This is a genomic window from Pseudomonas sp. IPO3774 (assembly GCF_013386835.1).
Taxonomy (GTDB): domain Bacteria; phylum Pseudomonadota; class Gammaproteobacteria; order Pseudomonadales; family Pseudomonadaceae; genus Aquipseudomonas.
Genome location: NZ_JACAQY010000008.1, coordinates 184057 through 207842, shown reverse-complemented (window position 1 = coordinate 207842; position 23786 = coordinate 184057). Strand labels below are relative to the sequence as shown.

Below are 23786 nucleotides of genomic sequence, written 5' to 3'. Positions count from 1 at the left end.
GGTGTGGCATTTGAACCTCATTTCTGGTAGTTTTGCATCACCTCAGCGCCACTGTAGCTCAATTGGTTAGAGCAACCGACTCATAATCGGTGGGTCGCGGGTTCGATTCCCGCCGGTGGCCCCATCTCCTTGTATATCAAGCACTTCATGAATTCTGCACAACTTCTCTGACAACGCTGTCGGAGTTTTTCGCGTGCTAAAAAATCCTCATTTCAAGACTTTTGCTTGACATGGCAAGTGCAACACCGAAAGCTAGATGGGTGTTGTATTTGGAAGTGCGCTCGTGAAAAATTTCATCTTGGTCGAGGCACCGCTCACAAGCGAAGCTAAACACCTATTGCTTCACCTTGACCCGGATATGCCCGACGAGCTGCGGGAATTCAAGCCTTTTACCCACTACACCATCTGGCTGGCACGTAGGGGTTATGCCCCCAACACAGCGAAGCTTTATGCCGAGCACGTGGGACGGTTTGTGGATTACGTGTATGAAGCATCAAAAACTCAGTTCGCGGCGGATGTCGACGTCACAATTGAGACCGTCATCAACAGCTACCAGGCGTATCTGCTGTTCGGTAAGGGCGCTGCGAACCCGATAGCATTGAAATTGGCTGACAGCCTAGGGAAGGAGAAGCTCACAGGCCAAAACTCCCTAGCGCAGACCATCGAATCGTCGATTAAATGGTTTCTTGATGTATCGGAAACTAAGAACAGAATAGCGCCAGACCAGTTATTCAGCGCGTTCTACACAAAGCGAGCTGAGTACCGCAGCCAGTATGAGATTTCGGCGCACAAGGCCAATTCTTGGTTGGCCGCAGTCATTCGTGACTCGATTAAGTCGGTGATGCCTAAGCGCAAGGGAGACAAACTATTTCCCCAGGCAGCACGCAGGGACAGGAAGAACGACCAAAAACCGTTCAAGACGGTAGCATTTCCCATCGAACGATCCGTGGATCTCATCAGGCAGTCAAAGCCAGCGAAGTCCAAAACTTTCTATAGAGATATGACCCTCTATTCCCTACTCGCGGCAACAGGCGCTCGTTCGAGCGAGGCCCTGCAGGTGAGGATGCCCGATATCGACGATGATGAGTTCGCAGTTTTCCTCCGCGACCCTTTTGCACGCAAAACGCCTGGAATTACAGAGGATGAATACCAGTTCCTTGCCTGGAAGGGACGGGTGACCGAAATGACGTTCATGATCGAACCCTTTGCCGGGATGTTCTGGGAAAACCTTGAGAAGTATTTGACCCGTGAGTACAACTCGAGCGTCGACCATGACTTCCTCTTTCAAAACCTCGATGGCAGGCCATTCTTCGCTAGCGACCGAAGCAGTCGAGACAAAACCTTCAAGAGCTACGCCCAAAAAGCAGGGGTAGAGGACGTCACAGGCATTAGCGCTCACTCGCTGCGACATATGTACGGAACCTACACTCTTAATTACTTGCCAGTTCCCGGACAGAGCATTCCAGGACTGCCTCTAGCGTATGTAAAAATCCTAATGGGTCACGCTAGTGCCTCTTCTACCATGAAGTACGCCAAGCACGACACTGACATAATTGAAGCCTATATCCAACACGCCAATCAGTACGTATCCCAACGTGGCGAAGCATCTTTCAAGACGATTCGAGCAGACTTCCACTACCGGCAGTTAGAGTTACTCGAGGAAGAAGCCAAGCGTATTGAAGGAGAAAAAAATGATTAATCTCACCAAAGATATTCTCATTATCAAGTCAGGAGAGGACTTGGAGAGATCGATCAAGGAGGCTATTGCCAAAGCTAAGGCATGTGTTTCAAAGGTACTTTTTGAGTCCAAGCACATCGCTCCTAGCAAAATCTCAAGCGGCTCCGTTAATGAGTATTACCAGGCCTCCGTCCTACGTTTCTTTAACGACCACTTGGATCCGGTTAACGCCCCGGTATACGATGAAGATTGGGTACACAATCTCCATACCTGCACGAAGAAAACTCCGGACGCGAAAATTGCCAAGCAGGTGGTTCCGAAGACCGCACACGACTGGATTAACAAGTCTTCACTGGAAAGGCTTGCTAAAGATTCAATATTGATTTTGCATTTTCTCTGGCAGGAAAAAGCCGTACTTCTTCCTTTAGATACCAAGAAGCCCACTGGCAGCAACGAAACTAAGAAGAAGCATTTCGAGTTTGCTGCAGCTGACTACACTGAAGTTCTCGCCTTGGTCAGCAAGCCTTTCGTTCCTCATGTCACATACGAGAACATTCTTGATATAACTACTGTTATGAAGCCGAGTGCCATCAAGAATTTCGAGTGGTATGCGTGGCGGATGATTCGCGCCACCGACTGGCGCCAAATTGAAGACATCAGGCCGGTTGACATCTCTGATCTTATTGAACATCTAATTAAAACACGCCGTGGCGAAATCGACTGGTTCATGTATCCAATTGCCCCTGCGGCTTTTCTGAGCTACGTCCAGAAGCTATACCCTGAAAGGTGCCAGCAAGCCACAACCCCTCCAAAAAATGATAAGACAGCCAGTAAAAAGGCATTAATCTCTGGTGAATTCAACATCCCTGCTGAACACCAAAAAAGCGTCGATCTCTGGTTGAAATATCAAGGCAAGTTTATTCAACTGCTAAAAACCAAAGGAATGAAGACGTTTAGGCACTATGAAAGCAGCTTTACGGTGTTCAACACGTTCCTATTTAGTGAATATCCTGGAAGAACTGGTCTACTTCCACCAGGGCCTCGAGATCTCAATCGTACACACATCGAAGGAGACGGCCAGGTTGGTTTTCTCAGTTATCTTCGCAAGGGTCGGTCGGGCACAGCCGTTCAAAAGTCCCTGTATCACTTGGAAGCTTTGTTTGACTACCTGATAGTCAACTCTAGCGCCGATGAGGAATTATCTGGCTTCGTTAATCCGATTTCCCACATCGATTATCCAATTGTAAGCAGAAGCTCTGGCACCAACAAGCCAGCTTTCGAATCCGAGCACTTTCCCATTCTGCTGCAATACTGTTACGCAATTGAATCTTTCTCAACGCACCTTGCCGACAGGGTTCATGAAGAGCAGATCAATCTGTATGACAAAAAATTCAGGGCAGATATACCCACAAAGAACTGGAACGAAGCCCAGAAAGTTATTCAAACTGAAAAACTCGGGTACGTACCGGTTGTTTTCTATCGCAACCCAGACTTTGACGCCAGTCAGCCAAAGTCAGATATCAACCGCCCGATGAAATATGAAGCTCTACACCTTCTCCCTAGGTTCGTAGTGCCCATTATCGAACACAGTGTCGAAAGGAATGGGCAATGGGTTTTCTATCCCCAACTGAACTACATTCGACACAACATCGTAGCGCTGGAAACCGGCGTTCGAAGCATTCACATTCGGTGGCTGGAAAAGCTAACCTATGATATGCACATTGATCGATCTAGACCGCTACCGCCTCTTTGTAAGTTGCGAATCAACACAGACAAGGCAAATGGCGCTTGGGATTCCACTGTTTCCAGAAACGTAATTTATGTTTTAGACCGCCAAAAGGCCATGATTAAATGGTTCAACGATCCGTCAATGGATGTCCCGGTTTGGTACGACTACCATGAAGAAAGCCCATTTGGAAAAATCACCTCCCTGTTCCCTAAGGGCGAAACTCCTGGTGTACTGACAGGAGAAGCCTATGGCAAATACTTCAAGAGGCTTGTCTATTCTTTTGATTTGTTCTGCCGATTCCAGCTGGGAATTAATACTACGAACGCGATGCCAGAAGCTGTGGGTGACCTAGAGTCAATTGATGCGCCTCTGGATTACTTGGCGGCACTGAAACTCGAAGCACAAGCCTGTAAGCTCATCGAGCATACTCCGCACTCTTGTCGAGTTTCAGTAGTATCCGAATACATCAGGGTATTGCCGCCACATATCATAGGCGCGTTCATCACGGGGCAAGCCACTGAAGAACACGTCATGTATTACGCGAAAGTCGACCCTGCATACCTGAAGTCGGTAGCCCAGTTTCAGAAGATGAGTGTCGAGCAGGGCTGGCTCATTGATCGTCCAGCAATGTCCAATATTAAAGCCGAAGATGTCTCCTCCAAGCTCCAGCAGGCTTTCCGTCGAGACAAGGAAAAGTCTCTGATTGATTTCGGCGCCATCTCCTTTGACCGCGAGATGAAGGACGATGTCGTGTCAGGCGTCAGGGCCGCAAAACAGCGCCCAATTGATTCGCTGGCTTTCATGCCCACACACATCTGCCCGTACGGCAATCACTGTCCAGCGGACGTGGTGAAAGACCTGGGTGCCATCCCTGGACTGAGTACGCCATGCGGTGGTTGCTACTACTCAGTCAAAACTGTCGACCATCTGCCTAGGATTCACGGCCATATCCGAGCTTTAACTGATGAATGCAGCGAGCTAGAGGCGTACATCGCAGAGGCCAAAAGGAATGGTGCATCGCTAGAAAGCCTTATACAGAAAGCCAACCGTCGCAAATTCCTGGCTACGGAGATCATCTCCTGGAGCGTCACAGCACACTGTCTCGAACAAATGTATAGCGAGATTAAAACGCGTGAAAGTTTCTTGGTAGAGAAGCCTGAAATCGTGTCAGAACATCTGGAACGTCTGGAGCTGAAAGAGCACTCGCTCTCCAATCTCATCGCCCGCACTGCTGAAGCCAAGTCACATGCAGAGTATTTCACTCCACAACTGAACCAGCAGCTCAAGGTAGCCAGGAACAAGCTGCTGGCGTTCACAGGAGACTTCAACCGCATGCTGGAAGAAGCCCCGACTGGTTTCACGTTAATCGATGAATTCAGAGGACTGATTCGATCTGCCTGTGAAGTCCTCGGCATTTCGCTACACGAACTGAGCGATGCAATGACCAAGCCTATGGCTTTGAATCGCCCTGATTCGATTCTGAAGCTAATTTCGAGCCCTGGGAGTGTCCCAGCATGAGCAAGGGTGCAAAACCTGGCCAAAATCGCTTTGCAGGCTCCCAGAAGAGAAATCGCGAGTTCAGGATCAGCCGGATAAAGGATGAAGTTGTCCCGAGACTGAAGACGTTTGTGGGGAAGACATCTTTTGACGGCATTACCCCTTTTTCCCGGTTTTGTGCAGAGCTTTACAACACCGATCTGCCCGTAAACGAGAAGAAGATAGGCTATCGCACACTGGTTCAAAGCACCGATTATTGGGCATTGATCGGCCCACTGTTCCATAGATATTGGGACTCCGCCGGCAACATGGAATCCACGAAGAACAAGCTAGTCGAGAAGCTATCAGCGCATCGGGCAGATGGGCTCCAAGCAGAGACAGAAAGGCTGAAGAAAGAAATAGAGGCTCTCAAATCAGCGCTTCGTACTCACGGGGCCACCCTGGCTCCCATTTCGGATTCAAAGCACAGCGATCAGGCCTTCATGACGAAGTTTGATAAGACCTGCCGTGCCCTTATGCTGGTGCTCAAAGCGAGCGACGGCATGTTCGTTGTTGACATGAAGGCCGGAAAAATCACCTGCACATTTGATGATCTAGAACCTGCTGAAGGGCTTGTTCCAAAAGATATTGCCGAACCCTTCGTCCTTTGGATGAAAGCCAAGGAAAGCACTAATGGCGACCGGTGATCAAAAGCGCTCTCCGTACGACCGCTACAGGGACTATGTGCTGCAGCTTGAACAGGCTGGAAAAAAGTTTCCTGTGAATCAGTTTGGCGCCGTCAACTTCAGCAAAATCGCTGATGAATGTGGTAATCGTAGGCAGTGGTTTTCTGAAAGCGCCAAGAAGATCTTTTGCTCACAGGGCAAAACCCTTGAGCAGGTCATCGCGAAGGACATTCGCCGCATAGGCAGTGAGTTTGTTGCGGCCAAAGATCCTGAGTCTCTGGCGATTGATATGGCGGATTCGAAAAGTCGCGAAGCGAATCGGTTGCGAGTAATGCTTGAGCAAAAGTCGAAGGAAAACGAACTGCTCCGCGAGCAAGTTGAGCGACTCTCTGCCGAGCTACGGTTGCTTCGGACATCTGCGCAAGAAATCAGTAGCCAGCAGGATTTGATGATCGACTCCGGGCGGTCATTCATCCTATGAGCAATCTGTCGAACATCATCCAGGTGAGCTCGGTAAAGCCAGGCAGTTTTGGCGGAGCAGTTTTCTCCGGACGCATCATTGGCCAAAACAAAATCTACACATGCAGAGCCAGCTATAAAGTCATCACTCGCATACCTCAACCCGGTGAATGCTGGCAGTTCAAAGGTTCGATCACAGGGCATGATCAGTACAGGGATTTCGTTCTGATCGAGAGCTGCCACATCGTAAACCTGCCCATAGCGGCATATGTGGAACGATTGCTGGTGAAGCATCCTGCGTTTCGCGGGCTGTCATTCGGCAAAGCGAAAGTCTCGAAACTGGTCAGGGCATTTGGCGCAGAAAATCTTGCTCAGGCATTGACTGCAGGCAGGGTCAGCTACCTGGCGGAATTTATTAATCCCGATCTCGCCCAGAAGGTCGTGGATGCCTGGAGGACACTGCAGGATGAGATTTCAACGATTGAATTTCTCTTGGAGCACGACTTCGATCCTGGGCTCGCCAAAAGCATTCTCAAGGTTTGCCAGACGGATACAGTAGAGCGCCTAAAGCTTAATCCGTACAGCCTCGTAGCGTTTCAAGGCATCCACCCGAACATGTGGAAAATCGTAGACGCCGCAGCAGCCAAGCTAGGCATACCTCAGGATGACCCACGCAGGCTGGCCGGCCTTGTGGAGAACTTGCTCTATGTGCGCTTGGATCAGGGTCATACCGCATACGAAATCGAAGAGCTAAAAGCCGCCCTGATGCAGAAGCTTCCATCCGCCAGATTGGTAGACCAGGCTATCGACTGTGCCCTACAAAGGCGTGCTGTATGCGTTAAGAAGGATCAAGGGACGACGCTTATCCAGCCACTGGGAGCGGCCCTTGTCGAAAGTAAACTCGAGCAGCGAGTCGCGAGTCTACTGTCCTCTCAGGCCTCATTGCTTCACGGTTCTCCGCAGGAACTGGAGCAAGCGATTGAAGATTACTGCGCACACGGTGAGAGCGTGCCTGGACACTCACTCACCCGAGACCAGAAAAGCGCAGTGCTGATGGCGCTTACTAATCGCATCAGCACGCTGACTGGATTTGGCGGTACGGGCAAGACAACCGTGCTGAAAGCCATCGTTGATATAGCCTCTCAGCACCGCCCTGTGCATGTCTTAGCACTGAGCGGAAAAGCCAAGGAGCGCGCCAAGGAGTCTGTTGGCCGAGACACCTACACGATCCACAGTTTCTTGATCAAAATCAGCAATGCAAGCTCAGGGCTCAGCACTGGAGGCGACCCTCTAATAATCATCGATGAATCCAGCATGGTAGACATCGCCTTGATGCTGAAACTGCTGAATGCCTTCGCGAAGAAAGAACTGTCTCTTTTGCTAGTAGGCGATACCGGTCAGCTATCACCGGTTGGTTATGGAATCTTCTTCCATGCACTGGCCAAATCTAAGGCGATACCGTCGACCCACCTGATCAAGGTTCACAGGTCAATCGGCAACAGCCACCTTCAGAACATCGCCATGAAGATTAGATCGGGTCATCTGGATACCCTGCCATTCTGGAATGGCGAGCGCGATGGGGTTTATCTAATCCCCTGCACAAACACGCAGGACATGCTGACACACCTCGCGAAGATCAAGCAGATCATCCCTGACGCTCAGATCCTGACGCCACACATGTCTGATCGCATGCCGGATTCTGGACACAAGATAAACAACTATCTGCAAAGCGCCCTCCAGCATACAGACGAGACGCTAGGCATTTGGATGGGCAAATACTGGCTGCGAGTTAACGACCCCGTCATCGTCACCCACAATAGCTACGAGCATAATCTGTTCAACGGCAACACCGGGATCATGACTGGCGTTACGTCAATCGATGGCCAGACTTCAGGTGTGTTTTTCTTCAATGGGTTCGAAGTGACCCTGTCCAGGATGGACTTGTTCGGGCTGGGAATGAAGCTTGCCTACGCCATATCCATTCATAAGGCGCAAGGCAGCGAGTACGAGACGTCGATCCTTTGCACTCTGAGTCAAAGCGAATTTGTGGAAAGAAGCATGCTGTACACAGCCGTCTCCCGATCTAAGCGGCTGGCTTTGATCCTAAGCACGCAGAACATCATGCAGCAGGGGGTAGCTCGCCCAAACCGAAGCGACACCCTCTGTGTTGGCTTCTCGGTTTGAATACCAAACAGGTCGTTAGCCCTACAATATTGCGGGCAGGGCTTTCACTTCAGGCGCCTTACCCTCCTTGTATGATCGCAGGATCCGCGCCCAATGCCTCAAGGTAGGAGAATGTCATTGAAGTTGCTCACAACGCTTTGGAGCGTCATCAGCCCCGACCACCGCCCCGAGCGTGAGAAAGCGCGTGAACGCGAGTTCATCCGGGCGGCGAACTCCTTGAAGACCCTCAAGGTGACACCAGAGGGCGGAATGTCCATCGATCCCGAAGAGCTCCGAGATCAGATAATCGCCTCACGTGAGCAGCTGAAGCAGCTTGTCCACAAATCTGGAGCGGCAAGCAGCTCATTCGAAGCTACGGCAGACATCCGGGTGGAACAGGAAGCGAGTGCCACCATAGAGGCTTCTGTGAGTGCCATGGACTGTATCGAGGTAGTGGCTTGGCGTCGGTTGCTGACTGGCGCTGCTGTGCGCTATGTGTGCCTCCAGTCTACGAGTACGGGGCGATTCGCTGTCGCGACCGCAAGCCTTTTCTCGGACGGCACGCAAAGTCTCCCAACTTGGATCGAAGCCAACACCGCCAAGCACGTCGCAAATGCTATACAGAACAATCATCTCCGTTGGTTGGCTACTGTGAGCGAGGCGATGAATGCTTGGGATGCAGACCTTTGATTGCCTTGAGGCGAGGCTTGCCGACGCTTGGGCCTACAACTGCCATGCCTCAATAGTGTTGAAAAGCCTTTCAATCTGAGTTGGCAGGTCGGTTCGTGGGTCATGGCTATGGTTGAAAGTGCTACCCCCGGCTACGAACTTGTCCGCAATTGTAACCTTTGAATAGGTAGTAATCTGCTTTAATCTAGCGCCGAAAATCCGATAATGCTTGTCTCGAAAAGCTGCAGGCAAATAACTTTCAATCGTATAGCCCTCAGTCACCCAGCAATATCCTGTCTTCGACTCATGTTCAGCAATTTCTGCCCAAACCTGATATTTCACGCAGCTTTGGTTAATACATTCATCAGTGCCGTCAGCTGCGCGCTGAAAGTCCAGATCTCTATCCATAACTACTATGGAGTTCCTATTTATACTGAATATGTCAATTAATCCTGGCGTAGCATTTGATGTGAAATGGCCGAGCATAGACCCGCCGTAAAGAACGAAGGAGAAATCAAGGTTTTCCATGGGCATGGGTTTGCCGTGTGTCGAGCACCAGAGCGAAAGCCAGTGCAAAATGTAGATTCGATCAGACGCCCCTTCGACCCATATCACGCCGTTGGCTTGGAAAACATCGCTTGGCTTTATGCCGAGCCCTGACAGAGCCCTTGCAGGTGATGTTAATTCTGATAATGCGTAACCATTGACTTCAAATAGCTTTGTGTCTGGTACAGACCAGCTTGATATGTCTAGAAGCACAGACGAGTGCGTAGAGATGAAAAGCTGAAGGTTCTTGCGGGTGACGATTTCAGAAACCCTAGCCATCATGAGTCTCTGAAGTGTTGGATGCAGGTGGACTTCAGGCTCCTCGATGACACATATCTGGTTATCATTAACAGAGTTCAGCCATCCTATTAGTCCAGCAAACGCCCGCCATCCAGACGGCAGCATCTTTATTGGGATATGGTTGTACTGACCTAAATCATCGTTGAGGTAGATACCTAATGTGTTCTTGTCAAGAAAGCTAACTGGGTTGGCATGCTTGTAGGCGTCATCTGCATTCGGAGGCCTTTTATAGTCTACTTGGTCGGGCTGCAATGGGTGCGGCGCGAGTCCCACTAGATGCTTGCCATCATTATTGAGCGCGTTGATGATTTTATTAATACAAACTCCGCGCTCGTCGTGTGATGAGCGAAAACTAATTATTGCTTCTAGTTTATCTAAAACCTTTAAAAGTTCTTTTGGAGGTTTCGACGATTTACTGTAAATGCTTCCCTTGAATAAGTATCTGTCGTCTCGTGTAGTAACGGCTATGTATGTGCCAAACTCATCAATATCTAGCTTGTTGAATACTGAAGCTACCCGAGTTCCATTGTCAAAGTAGATGATGGAAGCCGCCACGGTAGTGGATCGCATGTTTTCACGAGCAATCGTTTTTATAATCTCAACATCCTTGAGTGCGCGCACCATATCTAGCACAGTTGACTTGCCGCCGCCGTTTGGGCCGACAAAAATATTAACCTGAGAAGCTTTGACTTGTGGAACATCACGCGGATTGAGGGAGTTGGTCTGCATGATGTTATTGAGGCAGAGTGTTCGAAGCCCCAACAGGCCAAAACTTTTAATATGCAAGATTGTATTCCTTTACTGATTGATTTTGATAGGCGCACTCATTAGGCATCTTCTGAAAATGAGCTCCCGAGCGGTGCAGGCGTCACGCTCGTATTGTACCTAGAGAGACGGAAGGAGAGGTGCTTGCAGGAGTTGTAGTCGCCGGCACCGGCAGCTTTCACACTGGTGGGCTATCCGCGATATACAGGAAGAAACAGTACGGGCTGTGGTGAGGTTTACTGAAACCAAGGCCCCCAGGTCGGCGGGTTCTCAACGATGTCGATTGAGGTGCTGAGCTCGTCCTGAATGTGTTCAAAAACTCTGTCGAGACTTGGATGAGCTTTCGACTCTCGCAGGGCAGTCACTACTTCCAGTAGCTCCCGGCCTTGGGCTACATGCATTTGGATATCGCAATACACGGTGTCATCGCTGTCTCGTTCCACGTCTTTTCTCCGTCTGCATCAATCCAGCTTGGGCTTACTTCTGGCAGCTCTGTGTGCCTCGAGGTGCTGCATCTCTGATTCCCAACAAGCCAGGAATTTATACCAGTCCGCAGCGTAAGGCCCATCTAACAATCTGGTCGACCCGATACTCGCCTGATTGAAGCGCTCCCTCCAGGGCTGGGGGATAGTCTGCTCCAAAATGATGTCGATTCCGGAGTGGTGATACTGCACGGTGACACAATCCCGAAGCTGGTTGAGCTCAAGTGCCTTGTCAGCATGAGGGGAGTCTTTTCGCTCTTGAAGTTCAAGGTCATCAAGAATGGATAAGGGATCGAACGCCTTCGAATCGCCTGGAGATATGTTCGCAAGCATCCACAAAGCTTTTCGTCTCTTGGCCTCCAGTTCGCGGAGTTCATCGTCGGGCATTTGAGTTATCTCTTGTTGGCGTTGATGGCATGCCGCCTGCTGCGTCAGGCTGCCGTGAATCGAGCCCCGCCAAGGCGTGTCTCGCCCCTGCGGGCTGGCATCCCTCACGCCTGCGCGCTCCGCTTGCTTGGTGTCTGAGCCTCTGTGAAGCATAGATCGCAACGCATCCTACTCTCATGATTCGGAGCTCGGCATCGCTATTCGAAGCGTTCTGTTATCGTTCTAAAAGTAAGTTAGTCGCTCTTATTCATCAGCCTTCTGGGGAGCCGGGATTGGACACAACTCAACGCGTACCAGGCAGAGCCTACCAAACGGTTCGCGATCCTGAGCGCCTGCTCATTGAAGAGCGCGCCGAAGCTCTCTCAGCCGCAGGATATCCGCTGCCAAATGATGATCCGGCTATGTACGCTGAGCAGAGGCTCAAAGAGGCCAAGGAGGCTCGTTCAGCGCAAGTTGTTGGCGTTCCCGAACAAGCTTCAACTCAGAAAGATTTGCGAGGTACGTGAGAAGTGTTCTTCGGTCGAAGTAGCCTGAAAATACGCTTTAACTAGAATGTAAACATTCCTGATTCTGCACACCGGGAGGCCGAAATGGACTTGCTAAAGCCCTTGTACGAACAGGACAGGCTTCATCCACACTTTCGCACCATATCTGACGGACGACCCGGCAGGCTTTACCAGCGAGAGGAGCTGCAACGCTGGCTTGATGGATTTCCAGACAGGGATAACAAATTCGTACGTGAGTTTCAGACCACGTTTAACTCAAGCTTTTGGGAAATCTATCTTCACGCAGTGTTCCGCGAGTATGGCTTTGCTTTCGACTGGACTTATCCAGCCCCTGATTTCCTAGTTTCGTCAGCAGACATTACGTTTACGGTGGAAGCAACCACTGCCAACCATTCCATTGACGCTACCCCGGAGTGGGGTAGGCCCATGACAGCGGAGTTCTTTGAAGACGTTGATTTCAATGAGCTCAATCGGGTCGCGATAATCAGGTTGGCCAACGCGTTCATGAGCAAATCACAAAAATTCCAAGATAAGTATCAGCATCATCCGCATGTCCAAGGACGCCCATTTGTCTTAGCAGTAGCACCGTTCGAACAGCCGGGTTTCAACCTCCAGGCCTACCGGGCTATCGAAGCCCTGCTATTCGATTACTACGTAGATGAAGCGGAATACCTGGCTAATCCGGAGCGCTTTCCTAACGGATTAGAGGGGAAATCTTTGGGAAGCGTACAGAAAGATAACGGTGCTGAAATCGAACTGGGGTTTTTCGATTGCTTGCGCTTCAGCCACATTAGCGCCGTGATATTCAGTAATCTGGCCACTTGGGGAAAAGTAGATGCCATGTGCGGAAATCCGGATGCGGTCATATCGTCTGTCTGGTCGCTACCGAATGGCGAGATGAAGCGCACTGTGTCCAGAGGCAACGAAGCCTCAGAAGGGATCACCGATGGGCTGCGTATCTATCACAACCCTTTTGCTACAACGCCGTTGCCGCTTGAAGTATTTCGACGAGAAGGTGTGATGCAGATGTGGGCTGATCCTTACGCTCGATCACTCATAAGTGAACAAGCCGAGAACTGCTTACAGTCCAGGACGGCTATGACTTTCTTCGTAAAGGATGATGATCCCTCTTGCGAGGGCTTATCTGAGAAAATTTAGCAGTGCGCTCTGGCCAATCCGGCTAGGCAGCAATTCGCCTGTGGATTGCTTGATATCCTCAACGAATACCGATGCAGACCTTACTCGACCAATCGAAGTCGTGACGGATATGTCAAAAAGCCGTGCAATGGGCTCAACCGCCTACCAAGCGAGCGATCAACCATTTTTTTTGTGTTGGTGCAAACTACGGAAGATGCGCTTGATACCCTAGGTCGTCCCAGAACACATATGCTCAGATGATTTCAGGGAGAAGGAAAATGGCAAGTGAATACTCGCTATCAGATGTGCTGGAAAGGATGTACCAAAATCAGCTCGCCCTTGAGGCTGCTCTCATGGAGCTAACCCTCCAGGTGGAAGCCCAAGGACATGCGGAAGTTGGCGACAACGTTCGTGGCACGCTTTACACAATTGGTGAGAACGCTGGCCATATCAAACAGGGGCTGGCCCGGCTCAAAAAACTCCCATGACCCAGCCGCTTTTCGATTTTGATCTCAAACGCGTTTCCCGCACGCATTACATCACTGGCAAGGCTGCGATCAACTTTCCGCACCCTGGAAGCATCACTGGCGGATGGCATTTCCTGTCCTACTTCGACCGCGATTCGGGCGTAGCGAAAGTGTCCTTGGCAGGTATTCATTATCCAGATACGACCGATTTCTTTGGAGACGCTGGAGTCATCGACGTAACCGACAAGCTTGCGATGCGAGGCTGGTCAGAAGACGGCAAAAGGCTGTTCATGGCGGATCACTACAGAGCTGCAGCTGACATGGTGATGAAATGGGTGCTAAGTGATTCTAAGCACTGCAACGTCGAGGTCGCTGATTGGTTTTCCTCTTCCGAAACGAAGCAGCGGCTTTTTGAAATCCTGAATTCGGGAAGGCTCAAACTTTTAGATTTTGATAGGCTGAAAAAATTGGAAGCTTGGCTAAGCTCGCAGTAGTCCAATGATAGGTCTGCATGGCAGCGGGCGTATTGCGTCTTAAGCGGGAGCAATGGATATGCGCAAAAAGTCCCAGTCGTGGTTTATCCCTCTCCTGATTCTTTTTGCCATCCTGTGGGCAATGGGGAAAAAAGACACGCCTCAAACCCCGGTAGAGCCGAGCACTCTGAGCACGCTAGTATCAACCACGCCGACGTCTCCATCCCCACCCACGCCAACCTCAGCAACTGAGCAATTCGTGAGCGCTGATAACCTCAATGTCCGGGATCAACCAGGCGGAAAGGTCATCTCAAAACTGAAGCGCGGGGAGAAGGTTCAAGTTTTTGAGACCCGAAAGGATTGGGCGCGCATCAGCATTGATAGTCAACCTTCAAAGTGGCTTTCGTCCAAAAGCCTGTGCAGCGGCTCAGACTGCTACGTTGTCTTAAGGCCAAGACCAGGGATTCAGCCGAAACAGCCTGCTCGCCAACAGACCCCAGCTTATGGTTCATCCTGCACTTGTTCCTCTGGGAACGTGTGTATCGGGCCTCGCGGTGGTCGATATTGCATTACCTCTGGCGGTAACAAACGTTACGGTGTCTGAACTGCTGTTCACCATTGAGACAATCTGCAACGATCACACCTAGTTACAGTCCAAACGGACACATATGCCAGCGTTCAGAGGATGCACTGATGAAGGTGTTCATAAGCTCCGTAGTAAGAGGATTCGAGCAGTTCAGAGCCGCCGCTAAAGACGCGGTGGAGACACTGGACATGAAGCCGGTCATGAGCGAGCACTTCGGAGCGCGAACCTATTCCTCGGAGCACGCCTGCCTGACAGAGGTCGACCAGTGCGACGTTTATATCCTGATTCTTGGCGCTAACTACGGCTATGAACCTCAGCCAGGTCTCTCGGTTACGCAGCAAGAATTCCACCAGGCAGTGAGCAAGCGTAAACCGATTTTGGTCTTCATCCAGCAGACTGACTTTGACGCGAAGCAGACAGTGTTCGTCAACGAGGTGTCTGACTACAAACAAGGTTTTTTCAGAGCCTCATTCTCAGACCCCCAAGAGCTCTTGAAAGCTATTGTCCAGGGCCTGAGTAGAATGGAGAAATCCAAAAGCGCAATTTCTGAGAACGCCTTTCACGAGCGCATTACAGAGGCATCAAGCTCTCGCTCCTACGGCGGTCACTCCTATGCGCCACAGCTTGAGTTCGCGTTTCTGCCACAACCCATTGAGCAGCACGCTGTGCACGGAGCGGCCCAACGCCGTGATGAGATTTTCCATAGCTTCCATAACCTGGGCTTGGCGAAGTTCAAGCAAGGTTACGAAGACTGGGATGACAAGTTGTTCACAGGACTGAAGTCCGGAGATACGTCTTGGCGCGTTTTTGACGACGGGCTCGTCCTTTTGGAAATTGACGCAAGTGTGCCAGTCGAGGGGCGTACGGCTGGTCTCTATTTCGTGTCTCCGACCAATCTATCAAAGCTAATTATGTCCTGCTTCGAGGTGTCCGGATTCAACAGCGGGTGGTATCGCATTACCTTGAAGAATTTAGACATGGCGAAGATAGAGGAGCCGCCAGCGACTGCCCCCAGCAGCTATTCGATGCCTATGCGCCGTGAAAAGCTCGTTAGTGAGTCACGACTTTTCATCCCTGCCACACGGCCCATCGTGGAGCAATGGATACAGGAAAGCATCGTAAGAATGGCCAGAAGTTTGGCTTATTGATCAGTGACACCCGTGCCTCTGTCATTTTGAGCCAAGGGGGGCTTTTAATCGTCAACGTGCCACAGGCGCCCAACAGTGCTTCTGGGTAATTCCAGATGCCGGCAGACCTCTGCCTGAGAAAGACCTTCTGCCTTTAGTTTGCGTACTGCCTCGAGCCTTTCTGCGGCTGCGATTCTCTGTGGTGTGGTGATCTTCTGCGGCTCGGCAGGCAGCGCTTCATCAAGAACTCCTAACCGCATGAGTTCTATCATCGATTCATTCAAGACAGAGCGTGCTGTCTTCCCCTCATCGGCTGCGGCCACCAGAGTGAGCAGCGACAAAGGCGTTAGGCCCAGCGCATGCGCCAGATCCGCACTCAGATCAATAGTCGGTGTCGTCGTCGCAGCCTCCAAGCGGCTTATGTGAGCCTGGTCAGCTTGATGCTGGAGGTCTGCTTGCGATAAGCCATTTCGAATCCTCAGCCACTGTAGCGTCGCCGCATAAGCCTTCCGCAGGGACATCCAACCTACCTCTCCTAAAAAGAGACGGTATGACGCGTTTGATAGATCCCACACAAATGCATATAATCATATCGATGGGATTTCTGGCTTGTTGCCCGGTATTTTGCGTGTTCGCAGAGCCTGGTTTTTGGGTTCGCACCATGAGGATCATCAATTTATGGGTAATTCTTCGGAGCATGAGTTGCTCCGCGAGGGTGAGATATCGTCCTTTGGAACAGAGCTACCTCAAGCCGAAATAGAGGCATTGGTGTCGGATCGTTTCGGTCGGAAACCGTACTGTTTGGTCGAGGATTGGCTGATCTTTCATGTGGACGAGCCTCCTGAATCGCTCGCCAGGGTGCGCGCCATAGGCCTGCAGACAATGTTCCTTTATTCCCATTGCGTCACCTACGACAGCCAGGGTCGGTTCCCTCCAGGGGGCTGGGTACGCTCGACCCTCTGCAAGTCGTTCGACGGCGTTTGCTTGTTCGAGACCCGTAATACGGTGTATGCCCTAGTGGGCAAGGGGCGTGAGATGACCGCATCGCTCAAGACAATATTCGGCTTATGTTAATCGCAGGCGCTAATCAGGCCTGCTCCACACGAGATACGCAATGTTCAGGATTAGCATGCAAGACCAGGCCGGCCCGGTGGGTATGTTCGGGGACGGTCTCGCTCACTTTCACGCCATGTCGCGATCCTTGGTTACTCATTGGTATCACGTAAGCCTCAAACGCCGGCATGAGGGGCGGTTCGTAGCTTATGAAGAGATGCTGAACGATGAACCTCGCTTGGTGGAGCTGCTGGTCTCCCAAGACGAGAGCATGGTCATTCAAGATGTCCAGGTCGTTACCCCGGCATGGATGAACAAAGGGTCAGGCTGGAAGATGGAAAAGCTGAAATCACTTTCCATGGGGTTCAACCGGGCAGAAGTGCCAATCTGTGTTCTGCAGGTCGAGAGTGGTGATGTGTACGTGAATACCCATCAGCGCGACCTGGATGTTGATGCCTTGGTTGGGGTCAGGGAGCTATATCGGCGTAGTGCTGCATCCACCGGCGTGGTCTCAGCGTCGGAGGCTGTGTAGCTATGGACGACATCAATACCGTCGCAGTCGATTTACACGAAAAGCGCTACTCGGACTTCGACCTCCTCCGCATCGCCAAAGCAGTGAGTCAAGACTACGGCGGGCTGGTCACAGCCTATCTGGTGAATGTCCATATTCATGCATGCAGTGCAGTTGGCGTTGTGTTCAGTCACATTTGCCCTGGGCCGTACCAACGATTTGCAGATGGTAGGCTGATTCGGACATCGGACATTCAGTCCGTTACGAAGGAAGGTAGGTTTTGGGTGATCAACACGGTCAACTCCAAGTATGTCATTGCGACGTTTAGGCGTGATGTCGGACGGCGTAGTCTGCGTGAGTTCATGCGCATAGCGGGAGACAGGTATCTGCCAACGCCTGATCGCCTCCAGTAGTCGTAGATCGTTGTTTTGGGCTTGGCCCTCTTCAGGGACGGGTGTCGTGAACCAACCCCGGAAAAGCCGGGTTTCTGCCTTGGCGAGCTTCCACCCTCAGGCCTCTGGCTCATTTAGCGCCTGCGCGCTCCGCTTGCTATCTTGATCGTCAGATTCACGGGGTGGCTTTCAACCCCTAACCAGTCTGGACACTATAGATCAGCAGCCCGACCTCTTTGGGCGACCCAAAACGGCTGTAAAGCCTCAGCGGCCCCTTATATCCAGTGACGCACATTTTAAAATGGTAAGTTTTCATCACTGAGGGGCAAGTGCGCTACTGGCGGTTTTGGCGTCAAAGCTTTATGAATGCCCTCAAGCCGACCTAGCATCTCGTCGAAAGTAATTACGAGGACATCCTTGAGGCTGTTCCGATACTGCTCGAAGGCCCGCTGCTCACCAATCTTTGATGGGGTACGGCCAATGATGACAATGGCCGCCACGGCATGTGCGTGGACACGGTCGTCGAGATCCTCGCTCAAACCGAGAATGTTCTTCTGTAGAACGCTTCGCTGGCTAATGACCTGGGCCACGGATCCGCTGAGCTCGTCAGAGGGTACGTATGTCTTGCGGTAGGCTTTTCCGAGTAGGTCGTGCTGAGGGTGTTTGATCTCGATCAGAGCAAGGTTTCCGGTGGCCTTCGCAGCCATCAAGAAGTCGGAATACTGGCCCCCTTGACCTCTGATGTCTTTACCACCTACATAGGGCTGTTCTGCAATCATCTTGACGGGATAACCGAACGCCATGTCGAGTACGAAAGAGTGCTCACTCAGGAAGCGTTGCCACTTGTTCTCGGCGGCGTTGCTTTCCAGCATTTTCCGGTACACCTCAATGAGTTCGCCGAGCGTTATGAGCTCGATCTCAGACTTCAGCTGATACAGGGTTTTCGGTGAAGATTTAGCCAGCGCGGAGACGCTTTGCTGGGCAAGCATGACTGCCTGCTTTTGATCTTTGGGTGATAGACGAGGCGCCACTGACCCCAGCGCTACAAGATTTGCAAGCAGATCTGGCGGGAGCTTGCGTTCACGTGGAGGATAAAGCTCGGGGGCCGCTTTGTGCAGGAGCCCCGTGTAGCAAACAAGTTTTTTGTCGGCAGCGGTTTCTCGCTGATGCCGCTGAGTTAGCCGATCAAGGCTTCGCTCCATTTTCTCAAGCTGAGCAACGCCTAAACAGAAATGATTGCCCTCGATTTTCGCATCAAAATTCCCTGGCCCACCATGCAGGAACAGTGTGTCGATCCCCTCCAGATCATTTAAAGCCTGGATGATATATCGGTACTCGTAGTGGAAGCCGAGACCGTAGCGCCAGTCTTTGGTGAGCCCTACTGGGAGAAGTCCTAGTAAATCCTCAAGCTCATCCTGATTGTTAGGATGTGGATATTCTTGGAAGACAGGGCGAGTAACCACTATCGACTGGATGGTGTCGTACTTGGGTTTACCGTACTCAGAGTGTTCCGAGCGGGCGTTGATAGGATAAATGGTCAAATACTCGGAGGTGACCATCAATAAGAGATGCCAGCCTGACCCATTGTCTAGCAGAGGTACATCGCTGTAGAAAACGAGTGTCGGGCCATAGAAGTCATTTTCGTTGTATTCGCCCGACTCCAGCTCTTCGAGTTCTCCCTCGCTCAATCCTCTCGCTTCGCCATGGTCGAAACGAAGGAATGGGCCGCCATCCACGCGCTGTTGCATGGCGTACTGTGAGGGGCGCATAGATGGCATGTGCTTTCGTCCTTGATCGAGATATGGTTTCTACTTGCCCGCGCACTGACGGGGCGAGTGCGAGTCTAGCGAGCCGCTAGTGTTTTGGAGAAGGGATTGACGGAAGCTTTGCCGGAGAGAACGGTATAACACTGTGATGGCTCCAAGTCGTTTATGTTTTAACTGAACATGCCAGCAATAATCCTGGCGTCGAGCAACGCGTGGTGGGGCAGCTCTTCACCCTCGCTAGTCGGAGTAAGTGTCGTTGCGTCAGTAGGGAAATTACGAACGATTCTGGGCCATCGTCCGTCCTCATATACCAGGTCGCAAAAAAGCTCCCAATCGTACTGAGGGGCATCCGTGACGATCTCGACCTCATTTTTGAACAACGTCAGAAACTTGAGCAGAGACAACCTGGCTTCAGCTGTGGGTAGCGAGTAGCTCCCTCCCCACAGCTGCGGAAGAACGACTTCTACGACGAAATCGCTACAGCCTTCTTCTCGCCATGAGTCGAGCAATTCCACGTAGAATTCGCGCCCATCCTCAGCCACTAATGCGAGTGATATCAGCTTCGCTGCTGCTGAGAGCTCGGTGAACTCGCAATCAAGAAAGAGCCTCATATTGTGAACTCCGCAATGGCTAGGGCTCGCCTGGATATGGCGCAGGAAGGTCAGCTATGGGAAATGGCCCTCGAGCATCTTGGCTCAGACGGACTCCTCCAAGCGGTCATAGAAATGTGGAGCCGCGCCGCGCCTCCACCCAGACCATTGGTTGAGCACCTGTCCATCAATCAGGTGAGTCAGGACGTCTTGAGCATACTGAAAATTGCCCATCAGCGGGTAGGTGCAATCGTGCCCGGTCGAACGCCTGATGCAGGCACAGTCACGCTATACGCTCGTCACGCTAGCAACTTAGTTGATGGGCTCATTACACTGCTGCCAAAGGCACAGCTTTCGCGAGCATTGCGAGGCTCTTGTATTGAAATCGAATTGGGGATTTGACGTCCCCGCAGGCTCCACGAACACAGGTCAGCAACAATCCTATTAGAGCTTTCCCAGCGAAATGCGTCCCTTTGAGATGTTCTATGAACTCTGATTTAACTGAAGAAGAAATGCGTCGTGCCCTTTTCGGCACACCTCAGCCAGAGGAGCAAGTTTCTACCCCGCTAGTGCCGGAGCCTGTGGAAGAAGTTGTGCTCACCAAACCGGTGGTCGCTCCAGCAGCGAAGAAGAAAGTGGCAAAAGCATTTACGCCTAGGCTGCGGGTCACGCTTCGGGTTGGTAACGAGTTTGAAGGGAAAATGGTCGAGTTGATTCACGAGGCTGATACGTTGAGCTCGTTGCTTGCTGAGCAAGAGGCTGTGAAGGCGGCTAGGAAGAAATACAAGTATGTTGAGGTCGTATTGGTTAAATCGATGTAGACGCGCCAACTGACCTAGTTGCGCAAAGGGTCGGCCCGTACCTTGATAATTGATCAAGCATCTTGCCTCGCCAAAGGCGCCTTAAGATCGCCCGCATGTATGGCTCTTGATGCTATTGACGCAGATGCTATAGGATCAGATCAGGAGATGGCATTCCTCCTTTAACCGCCTTCGTGCTGATGATGCCTACGTGAACCCTGGACAGGGTGCGTAGGTGTATCCGCTTCCTGTCCCCAATCTAGGACAGGATTATGATCCTACTACCCCAGTCGTCACTCCCGCGTTGTGCTTACCTGGTATCTACTTGGCCTAGGTCTGACGAGGTGAGCCCGCCATGCTGAAATCACTTGTAGTTATCGCCGTTGGCGCGTCACTTGGTGCCTGGTTGCGCTGGCTCTTGGGCATGAAGCTAAACGCTCTGTTTCCGACGATTCCCCCAGGCACAGTGGTTGCAAACATGGTTGGGGGCTACATCATTGGCCTAGCCATCGCGTTTTTGGCCGCATCTCCCACCCTGAGTCCTGAGTGGCGTCTGCTGATCATCACGGGTTTCTGTGGCGGGCTTACAACCTTTTCCACGTTTTCGGCAGAAATAGTTGCCCTGATCCAGGAAGGCAGGCTGCTGTGGGCGCTCGGTTCGGTTTCATTGCACGTCGTGGGCTCGCTGGCGATGACGGCTGCCGGGCTTCTGTCCTATCAAATGATCGGTACGCGTTGAGGAGATGAAAATGAAAGGTTTTCTGGTGATTTTCTTTACCCAACAGAACCGTCGTTATCAGGGAAAGATGCTCGGCGACTGGATCGTAGATTTGGCGAAAGAAATGGGACTACGTGGTGCGACCCTATCTACGGGTATCGAGGGTTTTGGGCATACCGGTCGGCTACACTCCTCCCATTTTTTTGAACTGGCGGATCAGCCTACCGAGATTCGCATGGCTATCACCGAGGACGAATCTGAACGGTTGTTCGTACGATTGGAGCTTGAGGAAATCTCGGTGTTTTACATAAAAACTCCAATTGAAATGGGCTTCGTCGGCAAAAAAACCACCTAGTCCGGCATCCTTTTACCAAGCAAGGCTTCAGGAGATCTTCCTGTGCTTACTGCCTCCGTAACATGATTTTACATTTTGAGCGGAGCTAGCTAAGATCGACGGATTGGAGATGGCATTCCTCCATTAACCAACCGCTGCGCCCGTAGCAGCTGATGATGCCTACAGAAACCTGATCAATCAGGTCTGTAGGCGTTCGCGCTCAGATTCCCTTTTTGGTCAGGCCCACTTACTTTTTTGTGGCTGGCCAAATGTCTAAATTTCGACGACCTGAACAACTCGACTTACTGCCCTATATAGCGAAATGGCTTGCGCTTGCTGGTCTTGTAGCTCTTTTGGCAGGCTCTGCTTCTGCGTTATTCCTCCTTTCTTTGGATCATGCCACCCAGTGGCGAGAAACCCATCCCTGGGTAATCTGGCTCCTGCCAGTGGCCGGCTTTGCTGTGGGACTTGCATATCACTTGATAGGCAAACCCGTTGATGCCGGAAACAACCTGATCATCGATGAGATCCATGATCCTAAGAAGATCGTGCCTTTGCGCATGGTGCCGATGGTGCTGATCGGAACCGTGGTTTCCCACCTTTTTGGTGCATCTGTGGGACGTGAGGGGACGGCGGTGCAAATGGGCGGTGCCCTTGCCGATCAACTGACGCATGTCTTCCGTCTGCGCCGCGAAGACCGTCGGGTGATTCTCATGGCCGGCATTAGCGCTGGCTTTGCGTCCGTCTTCGGCACACCCCTCGCTGGAGCTTTGTTCGGACTTGAAGTGTTGGCCATTGGACGTATGCGTTACGACGCGCTTTTTCCATGCGTAGTTGCGGCAATCGTTGCTGACCAGGTGGGACAAGCCTGGGGGGTGGTTCACACGCATTACGTCATTGGCGAAGTAGTTCCAGTACAGCTCTGGAGCGTCATGGCTGTCGTAGCCGCTGGGATTGTCTTTGGCCTTACCGGTCTGCTATTCGCGACAGCGACCCACAAGCTCGGTGCTTTGGTTAAGCGGCTTATCACCTATTCACCATTAAGACCCTTCGCCGGCGGCCTGCTGATCGCAGTCGCCGTGTGGGCGCTCGGTAGTAACCATTACATCGACGTCGATAAGTACATCGGACTGGGTATTCCGAGCATCGTCCAATCCTTTCAAATGCCAATGGCGCCTTGGGATTGGTTTGGAAAGATGGTGTTCACCGTTGTGTCACTGGGCACTGGTTTCAAAGGCGGCGAAGTCACACCGCTGTTTTACATTGGTGCCACCTTGGGGAACGCGCTAGCGCCCCTGTTACATCTCCCCTTCGGCATGCTGGCTGGTATCGGTTTTGTCGCCGTCTTCGCTGGTGCAGCTAATACGCCACTGGCAACCATTGTCATGGCCATGGAACTGTTCGGGCCTGAAATCGCCCCCCTCGCGGCCATCGCGTGTATCGCTAGTTACCTCGTCTCCGGACACACCGGTATCTATCACGCCCAGCGCGTTGGTCACAGCAAGCATCACCGTCCTCTGCCGGAGGAAATCCGGCTCTCTGATATCAAGCAATTCCACGAACAAACCAAATCTGAAAACGAGCGGAAAGTGGCTCTTGAGGGGGAAGAGAAATGACCGAGGATCGTCAAGATCGCCTGACAGCTTTGCAACTCTATTTCCCCGGCGCTAGTCGGGCTCGGGTTACCAGCTTCTGGCACCACCTAAGCGCACCTGCGCTAGCCCAGCACCTCCTTAAAGTTGCTCAAAAAGCAAAAATCGAGCAGGTCATGCTCAAGACGATCTCTGCAGGTTATTTGCCGGGGCATCGTATCTCGCATCATCACCCGGAGCTGGGTGATATGCGTCATCCCCAATGCCTGGAATTGCTAGATACAGAGGACAAGCTGCGCGCATTCCTGCGCGACCACGCTGACGAGTTACGCAAGGTGCGAGCAGTTCTTCTCTTATGTGAGTTACCGCTCACTGACGCGTCGTAATTCAGTTT

General features: G+C 51.6%; 25 protein-coding genes, 1 tRNA gene, 1 pseudogene and 2 riboswitches. Of the genes and pseudogenes, 21 read left to right on the top strand and 6 right to left on the bottom strand.

The features are described from left to right. The first annotated feature begins 47 nt into the window (after window positions 1-47). The 7 genes from HYE77_RS04570 (at window position 48) to HYE77_RS04540 (ending at window position 8881) form a co-directional block, all read left to right on the top strand. A tRNA-Ile gene (locus tag HYE77_RS04570) sits at window positions 48-124 on the top strand. Window positions 125-283: 159 nt separating this feature from the next. Beyond that, window positions 284-1699, top strand: coding sequence for a site-specific integrase (locus tag HYE77_RS04565; RefSeq protein WP_232013046.1), 1416 nt, complete (start codon window positions 284-286; stop codon window positions 1697-1699). Beyond that, window positions 1692-4925: a hypothetical protein gene (locus HYE77_RS04560; protein WP_177068479.1), complete on the top strand. Its 3234-nt coding sequence runs from the start codon at window positions 1692-1694 to the stop codon at window positions 4923-4925. The genes HYE77_RS04565 and HYE77_RS04560 overlap by 8 nt, the downstream gene beginning before the upstream one ends. Further along, window positions 4922-5590 carry a hypothetical protein gene (locus tag HYE77_RS04555; RefSeq protein ID WP_177068478.1) on the top strand — a complete coding sequence of 223 codons (669 nt, stop codon included), beginning with the start codon at window positions 4922-4924 and terminating at the stop codon, window positions 5588-5590. Before HYE77_RS04560 ends, HYE77_RS04555 begins: the two co-directional genes overlap by 4 nt. Continuing rightward, the gene (locus HYE77_RS04550) at window positions 5577-6050 is read left to right on the top strand and encodes a hypothetical protein (RefSeq protein ID WP_126366965.1); all 474 of its coding nucleotides are present in this window, start codon (window positions 5577-5579) and stop codon (window positions 6048-6050) included. Before HYE77_RS04555 ends, HYE77_RS04550 begins: the two co-directional genes overlap by 14 nt. Next, window positions 6047-8212, top strand: coding sequence for an AAA family ATPase (locus HYE77_RS04545; protein ID WP_177068477.1), 2166 nt, complete (start codon window positions 6047-6049; stop codon window positions 8210-8212). The genes HYE77_RS04550 and HYE77_RS04545 overlap by 4 nt, the downstream gene beginning before the upstream one ends. 111 nt (window positions 8213-8323) lie before the next feature. Next, window positions 8324-8881: a hypothetical protein gene (locus tag HYE77_RS04540; protein WP_177068476.1), complete on the top strand. Its 558-nt coding sequence runs from the start codon at window positions 8324-8326 to the stop codon at window positions 8879-8881. A gap of 33 nt (window positions 8882-8914) precedes the next feature. Here the strand turns inward: HYE77_RS04540 and HYE77_RS04535 are convergent, their stop codons facing one another. The 3 genes from HYE77_RS04535 to HYE77_RS04530 form a co-directional block, all read right to left on the bottom strand. Next, complete coding sequence (locus tag HYE77_RS04535; protein WP_177068475.1) at window positions 8915-10492, bottom strand: ATP-dependent endonuclease; 1578 nt, start codon at window positions 10490-10492, stop codon at window positions 8915-8917. Between the two features lie 215 nt (window positions 10493-10707). After that, window positions 10708-10914, bottom strand: a complete 207-nt coding sequence (locus HYE77_RS32910) for a hypothetical protein (protein ID WP_017337041.1) — start codon at window positions 10912-10914, stop codon at window positions 10708-10710. Between the two features lie 18 nt (window positions 10915-10932). Beyond that, window positions 10933-11340, bottom strand: coding sequence for a hypothetical protein (locus HYE77_RS04530; protein ID WP_177068474.1), 408 nt, complete (start codon window positions 11338-11340; stop codon window positions 10933-10935). 590 nt (window positions 11341-11930) lie between these two features. On the opposite strand from HYE77_RS04530, the gene HYE77_RS04525 reads away from it, so the two are divergent. From HYE77_RS04525 to HYE77_RS04505, 6 genes and pseudogenes are all read left to right on the top strand, one after another. Beyond that, window positions 11931-13004 (top strand): hypothetical protein, encoded by a 1074-nt coding sequence (locus HYE77_RS04525; RefSeq protein ID WP_032861748.1) that lies wholly within the window; start codon window positions 11931-11933, stop codon window positions 13002-13004. A 34-nt stretch (window positions 13005-13038) separates the two neighbouring features. After that, window positions 13039-13215 (top strand): annotated as a pseudogene (locus tag HYE77_RS32535) (NAD-dependent dehydratase); the annotation flags it as partial. 46 nt (window positions 13216-13261) lie between these two features. Beyond that, window positions 13262-13471: a hypothetical protein gene (locus HYE77_RS04520; protein WP_177068473.1), complete on the top strand. Its 210-nt coding sequence runs from the start codon at window positions 13262-13264 to the stop codon at window positions 13469-13471. Then, window positions 13468-13944, top strand: a complete 477-nt coding sequence (locus HYE77_RS04515; protein ID WP_177068472.1) for a hypothetical protein — start codon at window positions 13468-13470, stop codon at window positions 13942-13944. Before HYE77_RS04520 ends, HYE77_RS04515 begins: the two co-directional genes overlap by 4 nt. Window positions 13945-13996: 52 nt before the next feature. Then, complete coding sequence (locus tag HYE77_RS04510) at window positions 13997-14527, top strand: SH3 domain-containing protein (RefSeq protein ID WP_371321554.1); 531 nt, start codon at window positions 13997-13999, stop codon at window positions 14525-14527. Between the two features lie 89 nt (window positions 14528-14616). Beyond that, a complete protein-coding gene (locus HYE77_RS04505) occupies window positions 14617-15657 on the top strand; it encodes a DUF4062 domain-containing protein (protein WP_177068471.1) in 1041 nt (346 codons plus the stop codon). Window positions 15658-15701: 44 nt separating this feature from the next. Here the strand turns inward: HYE77_RS04505 and HYE77_RS04500 are convergent, their stop codons facing one another. Further along, entirely contained in the window at window positions 15702-16157 is a 456-nt protein-coding gene (locus HYE77_RS04500) for a helix-turn-helix domain-containing protein (RefSeq protein WP_007246715.1), read from the bottom strand. A 157-nt stretch (window positions 16158-16314) separates the two neighbouring features. Here HYE77_RS04500 and HYE77_RS32905 point away from each other — a divergent pair, with 157 nt between their 5' ends. Genes HYE77_RS32905 through HYE77_RS32530 form a run of 3 tightly spaced genes read left to right on the top strand, consistent with a single transcriptional unit; the run spans window position 16315 to window position 17613 of the window. Next, window positions 16315-16710: a hypothetical protein gene (locus HYE77_RS32905; RefSeq protein ID WP_007246714.1), complete on the top strand. Its 396-nt coding sequence runs from the start codon at window positions 16315-16317 to the stop codon at window positions 16708-16710. Between the two features lie 40 nt (window positions 16711-16750). Continuing rightward, entirely contained in the window at window positions 16751-17221 is a 471-nt protein-coding gene (locus HYE77_RS04495) for a hypothetical protein (RefSeq protein ID WP_177068470.1), read from the top strand. Window positions 17222-17223: 2 nt separating this feature from the next. Then, window positions 17224-17613 carry a hypothetical protein gene (locus HYE77_RS32530; protein ID WP_139048529.1) on the top strand — a complete coding sequence of 130 codons (390 nt, stop codon included), beginning with the start codon at window positions 17224-17226 and terminating at the stop codon, window positions 17611-17613. Between the two features lie 275 nt (window positions 17614-17888). On the opposite strand, the gene HYE77_RS04490 is transcribed toward HYE77_RS32530, so the two are convergent. Next, a complete protein-coding gene (locus HYE77_RS04490) occupies window positions 17889-19370 on the bottom strand; it encodes a Shedu immune nuclease family protein (protein WP_177068469.1) in 1482 nt (493 codons plus the stop codon). Window positions 19371-19528: 158 nt separating this feature from the next. Then, the gene (locus HYE77_RS04485) at window positions 19529-19969 is read right to left on the bottom strand and encodes a 3'-5' exoribonuclease (RefSeq protein WP_177068468.1); all 441 of its coding nucleotides are present in this window, start codon (window positions 19967-19969) and stop codon (window positions 19529-19531) included. 464 nt (window positions 19970-20433) lie between these two features. Between HYE77_RS04485 and HYE77_RS04480 the strand changes: the two genes are divergently transcribed. The 5 genes from HYE77_RS04480 (at window position 20434) to HYE77_RS04460 (ending at window position 23778) form a co-directional block, all read left to right on the top strand. Beyond that, window positions 20434-20769: a hypothetical protein gene (locus HYE77_RS04480; protein ID WP_177068467.1), complete on the top strand. Its 336-nt coding sequence runs from the start codon at window positions 20434-20436 to the stop codon at window positions 20767-20769. 134 nt (window positions 20770-20903) lie between these two features. Next, a riboswitch (Fluoride riboswitch) is annotated at window positions 20904-20965 on the top strand. A 138-nt stretch (window positions 20966-21103) separates the two neighbouring features. Then, window positions 21104-21487 carry a fluoride efflux transporter CrcB gene (gene crcB / locus HYE77_RS04475; RefSeq protein WP_177068466.1) on the top strand — a complete coding sequence of 128 codons (384 nt, stop codon included), beginning with the start codon at window positions 21104-21106 and terminating at the stop codon, window positions 21485-21487. Between the two features lie 10 nt (window positions 21488-21497). Beyond that, window positions 21498-21821, top strand: a complete 324-nt coding sequence (locus HYE77_RS04470) for a DUF190 domain-containing protein (protein WP_047338306.1) — start codon at window positions 21498-21500, stop codon at window positions 21819-21821. Between the two features lie 96 nt (window positions 21822-21917). Further along, a riboswitch (Fluoride riboswitch) is annotated at window positions 21918-21990 on the top strand. Between the two features lie 79 nt (window positions 21991-22069). Beyond that, window positions 22070-23416, top strand: coding sequence for a voltage-gated chloride channel family protein (locus HYE77_RS04465; RefSeq protein ID WP_177068465.1), 1347 nt, complete (start codon window positions 22070-22072; stop codon window positions 23414-23416). Then, window positions 23413-23778 carry a hypothetical protein gene (locus HYE77_RS04460; protein WP_177068464.1) on the top strand — a complete coding sequence of 122 codons (366 nt, stop codon included), beginning with the start codon at window positions 23413-23415 and terminating at the stop codon, window positions 23776-23778. The genes HYE77_RS04465 and HYE77_RS04460 overlap by 4 nt, the downstream gene beginning before the upstream one ends. Window positions 23779-23786: the final 8 nt, after the last annotated feature.